Source organism: Streptomyces venezuelae, from assembly GCF_008642355.1.
Lineage (GTDB): Bacteria > Actinomycetota > Actinomycetes > Streptomycetales > Streptomycetaceae > Streptomyces > Streptomyces venezuelae_B.
In genome coordinates this window covers 3,381,701-3,393,308 of the sequence record NZ_CP029193.1, presented here as the reverse complement: position 1 = coordinate 3,393,308, position 11,608 = coordinate 3,381,701, and the positions used below count along the sequence as shown (strand labels likewise).

Annotated in this window: 9 protein-coding genes and 1 tRNA gene; 3 read left to right on the top strand and 7 right to left on the bottom strand. The window is 73.1% G+C overall.

What is annotated here, in order from left to right:
* Positions 1 to 11 precede the first annotated feature (11 nt).
* The 5 genes from pth to DEJ47_RS15640 all read right to left on the bottom strand — a co-directional run bounded on the left by pth (position 12) and on the right by DEJ47_RS15640 (position 4,236).
* Positions 12 to 614 carry an aminoacyl-tRNA hydrolase gene (gene pth, locus DEJ47_RS15660; RefSeq protein WP_150168845.1) on the bottom strand — a complete coding sequence of 201 codons (603 nt, stop codon included), beginning with the start codon at positions 612 to 614 and terminating at the stop codon, positions 12 to 14.
* A gap of 110 nt (positions 615 to 724) precedes the next feature.
* Positions 725 to 1,315, bottom strand: a complete 591-nt coding sequence (locus DEJ47_RS15655) for a 50S ribosomal protein L25/general stress protein Ctc (protein WP_150168843.1) — start codon at positions 1,313 to 1,315, stop codon at positions 725 to 727.
* 178 nt (positions 1,316 to 1,493) lie between these two features.
* Complete coding sequence (locus tag DEJ47_RS15650; RefSeq protein WP_150168841.1) at positions 1,494 to 2,468, bottom strand: ribose-phosphate diphosphokinase; 975 nt, start codon at positions 2,466 to 2,468, stop codon at positions 1,494 to 1,496.
* Positions 2,469 to 2,581: 113 nt separating this feature from the next.
* The gene (gene glmU, locus DEJ47_RS15645; protein ID WP_150168839.1) at positions 2,582 to 4,030 is read right to left on the bottom strand and encodes a bifunctional UDP-N-acetylglucosamine diphosphorylase/glucosamine-1-phosphate N-acetyltransferase GlmU; all 1,449 of its coding nucleotides are present in this window, start codon (positions 4,028 to 4,030) and stop codon (positions 2,582 to 2,584) included.
* A gap of 133 nt (positions 4,031 to 4,163) precedes the next feature.
* Positions 4,164 to 4,236: transfer RNA gene (locus DEJ47_RS15640), tRNA-Gln, on the bottom strand.
* 182 nt (positions 4,237 to 4,418) lie between these two features.
* Here DEJ47_RS15640 and DEJ47_RS15635 point away from each other — a divergent pair.
* A complete protein-coding gene (locus DEJ47_RS15635) occupies positions 4,419 to 5,732 on the top strand; it encodes a sensor histidine kinase (RefSeq protein WP_150168838.1) in 1,314 nt (437 codons plus the stop codon).
* A gap of 22 nt (positions 5,733 to 5,754) precedes the next feature.
* Here the strand turns inward: DEJ47_RS15635 and DEJ47_RS15630 are convergent, their stop codons facing one another.
* Together DEJ47_RS15630 and DEJ47_RS15625 are read right to left on the bottom strand one after the other, a co-directional pair.
* Complete coding sequence (locus DEJ47_RS15630) at positions 5,755 to 6,285, bottom strand: SUKH-3 domain-containing protein (RefSeq protein ID WP_150168836.1); 531 nt, start codon at positions 6,283 to 6,285, stop codon at positions 5,755 to 5,757.
* Positions 6,286 to 6,335: 50 nt separating this feature from the next.
* Positions 6,336 to 6,941: a YwqJ-related putative deaminase gene (locus DEJ47_RS15625; RefSeq protein ID WP_150168834.1), complete on the bottom strand. Its 606-nt coding sequence runs from the start codon at positions 6,939 to 6,941 to the stop codon at positions 6,336 to 6,338.
* Positions 6,942 to 7,228: 287 nt separating this feature from the next.
* Between DEJ47_RS15625 and DEJ47_RS15620 the strand changes: the two genes are divergently transcribed.
* A complete protein-coding gene (locus tag DEJ47_RS15620; RefSeq protein WP_150168831.1) occupies positions 7,229 to 8,224 on the top strand; it encodes an SMI1/KNR4 family protein in 996 nt (331 codons plus the stop codon).
* 7 nt (positions 8,225 to 8,231) lie between these two features.
* Complete coding sequence (locus DEJ47_RS15615) at positions 8,232 to 11,435, top strand: SUKH-4 family immunity protein (RefSeq protein WP_150168829.1); 3,204 nt, start codon at positions 8,232 to 8,234, stop codon at positions 11,433 to 11,435.
* Positions 11,436 to 11,608: the final 173 nt, after the last annotated feature.

Genomic DNA, 11,608 nt, shown 5'->3' with positions numbered 1-11,608 from the left:
TGCGGGCGGGCTCAGGAGTTGTACGTGCTCTGGGCGCGTTCCAGGCCGTCCGCGATCAGGGACTCCACCGCGTCCGCCGCGCGGTCCACGAAGTAGTCGAGCTCCTTGCGTTCCGTCGAGGAGAAGTCCTTGAGGACGAAGTCCGCGACCTGCATGCGGCCCGGGGGGCGGCCGATGCCGAAGCGGACGCGGTGGTAGTCGGGGCCCATCGCCTTGGTCATGGACTTCAGGCCGTTGTGCCCGTTGTCGCCGCCGCCCAGCTTCAGGCGCAGCGCGCCGTAGTCGATGTCCAGCTCGTCGTGGACCGCGACGATGTTCGCCGTGGGGACCTTGTAGAAGTCGCGGAGCGCGGTGACGGGGCCGCCCGAGACGTTCATGTACGACATGGGCTTGACCAGGATGACGCGTCGGTTCGCGGGGCCGGGTGCCCCGATCCGCCCCTCGACCACCTGCGCCTGCGCCTTGCCGGCCCGCTTGAACTTGCCGCCGATGCGCTGCGCGAGCAGGTCGGCCACCATGAAGCCCACGTTGTGCCGGTTCATGGCGTACTCGGGGCCCGGATTGCCGAGGCCCGCGATCAGCCAGGGGGCGCTGGCGTCGGTCGTCACGTGCATGTCTCCTTCATACGCGCATCACTGGCTCGGAGCCTCGTGGGCTCACGCGCGGCAGCCGCCGCCCCCCTTGAGGAGCGGCGGCTGCCGTGTGGACCGGGTGTCGCGGAGGCTCAGGCCTCGGCGGCCTCGTCGCCCTCGGCCTCGGCCGGGGCCTCCTCGGCCTGCGCGGCCAGGACCTGGAGGACGACGGTGTCGTCCTCGACGGCCAGCGTGGTGCCGGAGGGCAGCGGGATGTCCTTGGCGAGGACCGACGCGCCGGCGTCGAGGCCCGCCACGGAGACGGTGACCGACTCCGGGATGTGGGTGGCCTCGGCCTCGACCGGGAGGGTGTTGAGGACGTGCTCGAGCAGGTTGTTGCCCGGCGCCAGGTCGCCCTCGGTGTGGACGGGGATCTCGACGGTGACCTTCTCGCCGCGCTTCACGATGAGCAGGTCGACGTGCTCGAGGATGCCGATGCGGAGGGCGTCGCGCTGGACGGCCTTCGGGATGACGAGCTCGCTGCGGCCGTCGATGTCCAGGTTGATCAGGACGTTCGAGGTCTTCAGCGCCATGAGGGTGTCGTGGTGCGGAAGGGCGATGTGGACCGGCTCGGTGCCGTGGCCGTAGACGACGGCGGGCAGCTTGTCGGCGCGACGCAGACGGCGGGCGGCACCCTTGCCGAACTCGGTACGGGTCTCGGCGGTGATCTTCACCTCGGACATGTGCACTCCTCGTATATGCAGTGACGGAAAAGAATCGGTCACCCGGCCACGAACGGCCTGCTACGAAGAGCGCGTCGATAACGGACAGCCACACAAGAAGTGCGGCCTCCCTCGCCGAGCAACTTCAGCAGTCTACTCGGCGACGGAGGCCGCACCAAAAGGATCTTCCGAGCGGGTCCTACTGCTCGTCGAAGAGGCTCGTCACCGAACCGTCCTCGAAGACCTCGCGCACCGCGTTCGCGATCGTCGGCGCGATGGAGAGCACCGTGATCTTGTCGAGCTCCAGCTCGCTCGGCGTGGGCAGCGTGTCCGTGAAGACGAACTCGCTGACCTTCGAGTTCTTCAGGCGGTCCGCGGCGGGGCCCGAGAGCACACCGTGCGTGGCCGTCACGATGACGTCCTCCGCGCCGTGCGCGAACAGGGCGTCGGCGGCGGCGCAGATCGTGCCACCCGTGTCGATCATGTCGTCGACCAGGACGCAGACGCGGCCCTTCACCTCACCGACGACCTCGTGCACGGTGACCTGGTTGGCGACGTCCTTGTCGCGGCGCTTGTGCACGATCGCGAGCGGCGCGCCGAGGCGGTCGCACCAGCGGTCGGCGACGCGCACGCGGCCGGCGTCGGGGGAGACGACGGTCAGCTTCGAGCGGTCGACCTTCGCGCCCACGTAGTCCGCGAGGATCGGCAGCGCGAAGAGGTGGTCGACCGGGCCGTCGAAGAAGCCCTGGATCTGGTCGGTGTGCAGGTCGACCGTGAGGATGCGGTCGGCACCCGCGGTCTTCATGAGGTCCGCGATCAGACGCGCCGAGATCGGTTCACGTCCGCGGTGCTTCTTGTCCTGGCGCGCGTAACCGTAGAACGGCACGATGACGGTGATGGAGCGGGCCGACGCGCGCTTCAGCGCGTCGATCATGATCAGCTGCTCCATGATCCACTTGTTGATCGGAGCGGTGTGGCTCTGGATCAGGAAGCAGTCGGCGCCGCGCGCCGACTCCTGGTAGCGGACGTAGATCTCGCCGTTGGCGAAATCGAAGGCCTTCGTCGGCACGATGCCGACACCCAGCTTGTGTGCGACCTCCTCGGCCAACTCGGGGTGGGCGCGGCCGGAGAAGAGCATCAGCTTCTTCTCGCCGGTCGTCTTGATCCCGGTCACAGCACTGTCTCCTCAGAGAGTTCTTCCCGCTGCCGTACTCACGCGTCCCGGTGCGTCGAGTCGGCCGAATGTGCACTATCACGGTACGCCGTGTCCGGCGCACCTGTTTCCGGTCAGCTTTCGCCGGCCGGCTCCCGGGACGCCGCCTCGGCCGCCTTCGCGGCCGCGCTCCCCGGACGCTTTCGGGCCACCCAGCCCTCGATATTCCGCTGCTGGCCCCGGGCGACGGCCAGCGAACCCGCCGGCACGTCCTTCGTGATCACGGACCCGGCGGCGGTGTAGGCACCGTCCCCGACCGTGACAGGAGCCACAAACATGTTGTCCGAACCGGTCCGGCAGTGGGACCCGACCGTGGTGTGGTGCTTGGCCTGGCCGTCGTAGTTCACGAAGACGCTCGCGGCGCCGATGTTGGAGTGCTCGCCGATCGTCGCGTCGCCCACGTACGACAGGTGCGGCACCTTGGAGCCGTCGCCGATCGTCGCGTTCTTCATCTCCACATACGTACCCGCCTTTGACTTGACTCCAAGCCGGGTGCCGGGACGCAGATACGCGTACGGGCCGACGATCGCCTGCTCGCCGATCTCCGCGGTGTCCGCGACGCTGTTGTCGACGCGTGCGCCCGCGCCCACCGAGGTGTCCTTGAGGCGGGTGTTCGGGCCGACCTCGCAGCCCTTGCCGAGGTGCGTGGTGCCGTGCAGCTGCGTGCCCGGCTGGATGATCGCGTCGCGCTCGAACGTCACCGTCGCGTCCACCCACGTCGACGCCGGGTCCACGACCGTCACGCCGGCCAGCATCGCGCCGGTCAGCAGCCGGTCGTTCAACGTGCGGCGGGCCTGTGCCAGTTGGACGCGGTTGTTGATGCCCGCGATCTCCTCGTGGTCGTCCGCCACGGCGGCGCCGACGCGGTGCCCGGCCTCGCGCAGGATGCCGAGGACGTCGGTGAGGTACTCCTCGCCCTGGCTGTTGTCCGTGCGGACCTTGCCGAGGGCCTCGGAGAGGAGGCGGCCGTCGAAGGCGAAGACCCCGGAGTTGATCTCGCGGATCTCGTGCTGTGCCTCGGTGGCGTCCTTGTGCTCGACGATCGCCGTGACGGAGCCGTCGGCGCCGTCCCGCACGATGCGGCCGTAGCCCGTCGCGTCCGGCACCTCGGCGGTCAGCACGGTCACGGCGTTGCCGTCGTCGGTGTGCACGGCGGCGAGCTTCCGCAGCGTCGCGCCCGTGAGGAGGGGGGTGTCGCCGCAGACCACCACGACGGTCCCGTCGACCGTGCCGCCGAGCTCCTCCAGGCCGATGCGGACGGCGTGCCCCGTGCCGTTCTGCTCGGCCTGGTAGGCGGTGCGGACCTGCGGGGCGATGACCCCGAGGTGCTCGCGGACCTGGTCGCTCTGGAAACCGACGACGGTGACGAGCTGCTCGGGCGAGAGCGCGGAGGCGGCGTGGAGCACGTGTCCGATGAGGGAACGTCCACAGATGTCGTGCAGGACCTTCGGCCGGTCCGACTTCATGCGGGTGCCCTCACCCGCTGCGAGGACGACGACGGCTGCCGGGCAGGTTGCGCTCACGGGGGATGCCCTTCGGCTTCGGATGGGTTGGGGTTCCTCTGTGGGAGGACATCCGCAGGATACCGGGGCATTGTGCGGTGGAAATGAGGGCGGGTCCCGACCTCGGCGGTCAGGACCCGGATAAAGAGTGCAGCTCCCCCATCAGGATTCGAACCTGAACAGACGGTACCAAAAACCGCAGTGCTGCCTGATTACACCATGGGGGACTAAACTCGAACGAACCGGACATTCCGTCAGGTTGCCGAGTCGGCACGCAACACTATGCCGTACCGACCCCCTTCGACGCGACGGTGGAGATCGCCAACCGGTCGGCATCCGGTCGTGTGCTGGATCACCGAGCCGGAAACTCACCGGAAAACCGGGGCGGAACGCCCGTACGCTGGAAGACATGACCACGACGGGGGACGACCGCACCACGGCCATGACCGGGCCGTGGTGGTGGGAGCGGTGGCGCGGTGTCGCGCTGGACGCGGGGCTCGCCGCGCTGTCGGCGGCGGAGTGCGGGGCGGAGGGAGTGGCCTTCGCGCGGGACGCGGGGCTGCCCGTCCCGGTGGGAGTCGGCTTCGGGCTGCTCGCGGGAGCCGCGCTGCTGATCCGGCGGCGCTGGCCCATCGCGGTCGTCCTGATATCGATCGCCATCACACCCGCCCAGATGGGCGTCCTGCTGACCGTCGTCGGCCTCTACACCCTGGCCGCCTCGGAGCTGCCGCGCCGCATCATCGGCGCCCTGGCCGGCATGTCGATGGCGGGCACCCTCGTCGTCGCGCTGGTGCGGGCCAACCAGGACATGGCCGAGGGCAGCCCCTCCATCGGCAGCGAGTTCATCCCCTTCTTCGCCGTGACCGCGGCGATCGGCGTGACCGCGCCCCCGGTCCTCCTCGGCCTGTACGTGGGAGCGCGCCGCCGCCTCGTCGAGGGCATGCGCGAGCGCGCCGACAGCCTGGAGCGGGAGCTCCAGCTCCTCGCCGAGCGGGCCGAGGAACGCGCGGAGTGGGCACGCAACGAGGAGCGGACGCGGATCGCCCGCGAGATGCACGACGTGGTGGCGCACCGCGTGAGCCTGATGGTGGTGCACGCCGCGGCCCTCCAGGCGGTGGCGCGCAAGGACCCCGAGAAGGCCGTCAAGAACGCCGCGCTCGTCGGCGACATGGGCCGTCAGGCGCTGACCGAGCTCCGCGAGATGCTCGGGGTGCTGCGCACCGGCGACGGCACGAAGGCGAAGCCGGAGAAGCCGGCCGAGCCGCCGCTGGCCGCCGTGGCCTTCGCGGCCGCCGCCGCCGCGTCCCGCGCGGTCGACGAGGACGGCCCGTGCCTCGCCGAGCTCGACGAGTTGGTGGGCCAGTCGCGGGCCACGGGCATGGCCGTGGACCTGTCGGTGGAGGGCGAGGCGCGCGACTGCTCCGCGGAGGTGGAACAGACGGCGTACCGGGTGGTGCAGGAGGCGCTGACCAACGTCCACAAGCACGCGGCGGGCGCGAAGACCCATGTGCGGCTCGCGTACCGCAGCGCGGAGATCGCGATGCAGGTGGAGAACGAACCCCCGCCGGAGGCCGACGCCTCGTCCGACGCGCGCCTGCCGAGCGGCGGCAACGGCCTCGTCGGCATGCGGGAGCGCGTGATGGGCCTGGGCGGGGTGTTCGTCTCGGGGCCGACGGACGGGGGCGGCTTCCGGGTGTCGGCGGTGCTGCCGGCGGCCGTGTAGGCCTACCGGCCGCCGCGTAGTCCTATATCCCCGAGCCCGCCGACAGGCGGGTGGGCTGGGCGCCGGTGATGAGCGTGGCCAGGGCCTGGTCGATGTGGGCGCCGAGGAACCAGTCGCCGCTGTGGTCGAGGCTGTAGACACGGCCCTCGGTGTCGATGGCGAGCAGCGCCTGCGTGTCCGGCTCCTCGCCGATGGGGCAGACCTCCGTGCCGAGCGCGCGGCCCAGATCGCCGAGGGTCCGGGCCAGGTGGAGGCCGTACATCGGGTCGAGGTGCACGGTGGCGGGCGCAATCTGACGGCCGGGCCCCTGCGGGGTGATGTGCAGGCCGCCGAACTCGGCCCACGCCTCGACGGCCGCGGGGAAGACGGTGTGCCGGTGCCCGGCCGGCGAGGTGTGGCGGCGCAGGGCGTCGGCCCAGATCTCTGCCTGCTTTATGTCCCAGTGTCCGGGGCGCCAGCCGGCGGCGCGCAGGGCGGCGTCGACGGGGACGGGGAAGCGGGTGCTGCCGCCGGTGCCGGGTGCGGTGGCGGTGGCGGGGTGGTCGGGGTGCATGGGCTGGTAACCCTCGTTCGGGTGGTGGGAACGGTCGGCCGGGCGGCGGATCAGGCTTCGGTGGCCGTGGGGTCGACGACGCGGACACCGAAGTGGGCGGTGAGCGCGGTACAGGAACGGCAGGGCTGGACGAAGTGCCCGTGCAGGGGGTCGCCGTCCTCGCGGATGCGGCGGGTGGTGAGTTTGGCGTGTTTGAGCGCCTTGCGGGCCTCTCCGTTGGTCATGGGCTTGCGCGAGGCGCGCTTGGAGCGGCTCGCGTCGGCCGCCGTGAGGTGCCGGGAGATGAGGATGGCCTCGGCGCAGCGGCCGGTGAAGCGTTCGCGCTGACCGCTGGTGAGGGCGTCGAGGAAGTCCTGGACGAGCGGGTGGAGCGCGGGGGGCTCCTCGCCGCGGCCCGCGGTGCAGGTGAGGGTGGTCTGGCCGCGTACGGAGAGGGCGGCGGCGACGGTGGGCAGGATGCCGTCGCGGCGCTGACGCAGGATGGGCGCGTGGGCGGCGGTGGCGCTCCAGCCGACGCGTGGATCCCCGGCGGCGTGTGCCGCCTGCGCGGCCTGTGCGGCTGTCGGGACGGTGCCCGGGGCCGTGCCGTCGCCGGTCGCGGCGCCCGCCGTGGTCGCCAGTGCCTGGCCGGGCATGCTGCTCTGTGCGGTCTGCATCGTGCTCTTCCCTCCCCCTGCTCGCGGCCGTCACCGCGTGTACAACGCCCCCGCGTCGCGGGGACAGCCTGCCAAATGGGGCGGGTGGTGCGGAAGCTGGGGCACTGCGACACGCCTGGCTTTCCGCCGGGATTCGTCACACCGTGACCGTCCGGTGGCTGGTGGTCATGGAATCGGAGGCCCGGTGACCGGTGTCGTGCTTGCGCATAGGCTGTGTCGACATCGCGGGACCAGGGACCGCACAGACAGAACCAGAACCTTCCACAGTGCCGCAGGGGGCAACCGCCATGACGACAGGTCGGCTGGGGCAGCAGTCAGCGCCGCCGAACGCGGCCTACGCCGGGCAGGTCGTGCACTTCCCGGATCCGGTCCGCGCCGCCCGCCATCCCAGAGGCGTGCGGGTGGACGAGCACGGTTACCCGGACTTCTCGGCGTACGCCCGCGCGGCCGCCGAGATCGCCGAGCCCCCGGAGGGCTTCGGCGTCGACGAACTGCGCCTGACGGACTACGTGTCGGCGAACGCGGCGATGGCGGCGGCGGACCACGACCTGTGGGACACGATCCCCGCGGTGGCGACCCCGCACGGCTGGACCTGGCACCACGTGCCGAACAGCCGGCGCCTGGAGCTCGTCCCCGTCGAGGTGAAGGCGCTGCTGCGGCACCACGGCGGCATCGCGACGACGGCCGTGGACCAGGACAAGAGGGGGACGCGCCCGCTGCAGGAGACGCGGCCCGCCCACTTCGGTCTGCCGAAGGCCGCGGTCGCGGTGACGGAACAGCAGGTGCAGAGCGTCGAGGAGGACCTCGGCTACCGGCTGCCCGGCGCCTACCGCTCCTTCCTGAAGGCCGCGGGCGGCTGCGCGCCGGTCGGCGCCGCGCTCGACGCGGAGCTGGGGCTCCTCGTGGACCAGCCGTTCTTCACGGTGCGGGACGAGGCCGCGGTCAACGACCTGGTGTACGTGAACAAGTGCCTGCGCGACCACCTCACCAAGGACTACCTGGGTGTCGCTTTCGTGCAGGGCGGTCTGCTCGCCGTGAAGGTGAAGGGCGACCGGATCGGCTCGGTGTGGTTCTGCGCGTACGACGACGCGCGCGACGTCTCGGAGGCGGCCGGGTGGCCCCCTGCCGAACGGGTGCGGCAGCTGCTGCTGCCGTGCGGCGACGACTTCGACGCGTTCCTGGCCCGGCTCGCGGGCAATCCGCCGGAGCTGGAGACCGTGGCGAACCTGATGGTGGACGGCGGCTTCGCGCACGCCGTCCCCGTGTCCTCGGGTGGGGAGTGACGTAACGATGGTGACCTTCGCGCAGGCGCAGGAGCGCGCCGAGGAATGGATCAACGGCGACGTGCCGGGCTACCAGCACCGTGAGGTGCGGGTCCGGGAGTTCGACCTCGGGTTCGTGGTGTGGGCCGAGGACCGGGAGAACGGTCCGGTGTCCGACGGCGGTTCGCAGCGGCTCGTCATCGCACGGGACAGTGGCGAGGCGACGCTCTGGCCGAGCCTCGCGGTGGGCGAGGTGATCCGCCGGTACGAGGAGGAGTACGGGCTGCCGGACATGGCACCGCAGGACGCGGTTCCTGCCCCGCCCGAGCGGGTCGACCTCAACCAGACGTCGTTCCTGCTGACTCCTCCGGAGTGGCTCCAGGAGGCGGCCGACAAGCTGGGCATCCCGGACCGCCGGGGTGAGTCGCGGAGTTCGGGGGGCGAGGGGTCGTCGGTGCCGCGGGCTCCAGAGCCGCAGCCGCAGCCGCCTGCCGCGCCTGCCGTGCCTGAGGCGCCGTCCGATCCGGCTGCTCCTTCCGCGCCTGCGGTGTCAGCGGCGTCTGCGACTTCCGGGGCACCCGCGGCTCCGGCTGCGCACGACGCGTCCGACGCTCCGGGTGCGCCCGCCGCTCCCTCGGGCGGTACGCCCTGGCCTGTGGCCGGGGGATCGGCCGAGGACGCCGTCCCGGAGCGCGTGCCCGAGCCCGTGGCCGAGTTCGACGACAGTCTGCCCGCGACGTCGGCGGGCGTGCCCGCGGACGCGACCCCGTGGGCCGGTACGGACACCAACGCCGACGCGGGCGAGGACCATTCGGTGCCGCTGCCCGCGACGGTGTTCGCGCCGCCGCTGACCGGCCTGGACGACGACGGGACGCCGCCCCCGGCCGCCACGCCCGACGCCAAGACCGCGCTGATGCACGGGGGCAGTCAGCTGCCGGCGACGGCGATCGCGCCCGCGCTGGACACGTCGACGCCGGGTGGTCCCGCGTCTCCGTCCGCGACCGCAGGGCCGCAGCCGCCGACCGGTTCACCGGCGCCGCTCCCGCCGCCACCCGGCGCGCAGGGCGCCCCCGCCGCGCAGTCGCAGTCGCCTGCCGGTGCGCCCGCGCCGTTCCCGCCGCCGTCCGGTGCGCAGTCGGTCAACGGGCCGCAGTCGCCTGCCGCTTCACCGTCGCCGGGTGCGCAGGGTGTCCCCGATGCGCAGTCGCGGCCCCCTGCCGGTGCGCCCGCGCCGTTCCCGCCGCCGTCCGGTGCGCAGTCGGTCAACGGGCCGCAGTCGCCTGCCGCTTCACCGTCGCCTGGTGCGCAGGGTGTCCCCGATGCGCAGTCGCAGTCGCCTGCCGGTGCGCCCGCGCCGTTCCCGCCGCCGCCCGGTGCGCAGTCGGTCGGCGGGCCGCAACCCCCCGCTGGTTCCCCCGCGCCGCTCCCGCCGCCGCCCGGCGCGCAGGGCGCCCCCGCCTCCCAGTCGCCGAACGCGCCGCAGCCACCCGCCGGTCCCCCCGCGCCCGCCCCCGACGCCTCCGCGTACGGGTATCCGCAGCCGCCCGCCGCGCCCGCGGCCGGTGACCTCGCGGATGCCGCCACCAGCAAGGCGGGGCCGAGCACGCCGCCGCCCTCCGGGCCCGGCGCTCCCGGTACGCCCGCCGGTGGCTACGTACCGACGCAGCTCGTCTCCTCGCTGGGCCCGGACGGACCCAAGCCGCCCGCGGCTCCGGGTACGCCCCCCGGTGGGGTGCACCACGCGGCGACGATGCTGGCCGACCCGAGCATGGGCGGTGGCATCAAGCCGCCCGGCGCCCCCGGTGCTCCGGGCGCGCCCCAGCCTCCGGGCCCGCCCGGCGCTCCCGGCGCACCCGGTGCGTCCAATGCGCCCCAGCCCCCCGGCCCGCCCGGCGCCCCCGGCACGCCGCCCGGTGGGGTGCACCACGCGGCGACGATGCTGGCCGACCCGAGCATGGGCGGTGGCATCAAGCCGCCCGGCGCCCCTGGTGCTCCCGGCGCGCCCCAGCCTCCGGGCCCGCCCGGCGCGCCTGGTGCGCCCGGTGCTCCGCAGCCTCCCGGTCCGCCCGGCGCCCCCGGCGGCGGCGTCCACCACGCCGCGACCATGCTGGCCGGACCCGCGGTCGGCGGCCCCGGCGCGCCCGGGATGCCTCCGCCGCCCGCGCCGGGCCAGCACGCGCCCGGACCCGGCGTACCTCCCGGCATGCCGGGTGCCCCGGGCGGTCAGCCGTACGGGTACCCGCAGCAGCCCACCGGTCAGCCCACCGTCGGCCCCGGCTACCAGGCCGTGCTGCGCTACCGCGCCGCCGACGGGTCCGAGCAGCAGCTCATCCGGCGGTCCGCGCCCGGTACGCCGCACCCGGAGTGGCAGATCCTGCACGAGCTGCGCGGCATGAACGTGCCGCCGCAGCAGGTGCTGGAGCTCCACACCGAGCTGGAGTCCTGCGAGCTGCCCGGCGCGTACTGCGCGCGGATGATCCGGGAGACCTGGCCGCAGGCGCGGATCACGTCGATCGCCCCGTACGGCAGGGACCACGCCTCCCGCAGGCAGGGCATGCAGCAGCTCCTCGCCCACCAGGGCGAGCTGCACCAGGTCGCGGACGGCCCCGCCAGGCCCGCGCCGGTGCGTGCCCCGCTGCAGCAGATGCCGCCCGCGCAGCCGATCCCGCCGGAGGGCGTCGCGCAGGAGCTGGCCGCGGCCTTCGGGCCCGGCATCTTCCGGTTCGACCAGCGGGCGGTCTCGCGGCAGGGCGTGCCGGACATCGTGGCGCACACCCTCGTCGTGGCGGGCCTGCCCGTCGACTTCGGGCCGTTCTTCTGGGCGCAGGCCCAGCCGGGCCGCCCCGTGCCGACGCTGGCCGAGCTCGCACAGGAGCGCGGGGTGCAGCCCGCGTCCGACGCGGGGTCGTACCTGGTGATGGGCAGCGACTTCGGGCGCGCGCTGTGCGTGCAGTACGGCACGGCGAACATCGTGGCGGTGCCGGTCGAGGCCGGGCCCGGCGGAGCCCCCGTGCCGCCGCAGTTCGTGAACACGGGCCTGCCCGAGTTCGCCCGCTGCATGGCGCTGCTCGGCCGGATGTGGCGGCTGCGGTTCGGGCTCAACCAGGAGCAGGCGGGCCGCTGGACCGTCGACTTCCAGAACCAGCTCGCCGCGCTCGACCCGGCGGCGCTCGCGTCGCCGGAGAGCTGGTGGTCCGTGCTCCTGGAGCAGATGTGGGACGGGCTGCTGTAGAGCGCGGCCCGCGGGCGGGAGCCCGTGTCGGTGAGGCGCCCGCTCCGTCCCCTGGCCGGACGGGGTGGGCGCCTCGCCCATTCGGGGCGCGAGCGGCGGGAATGACGCCCCGATTCCGACTTCCGGCGCCATTTGACGCATCCTTGACCGGGTGGAGTGGGCGGAGTGTCGCG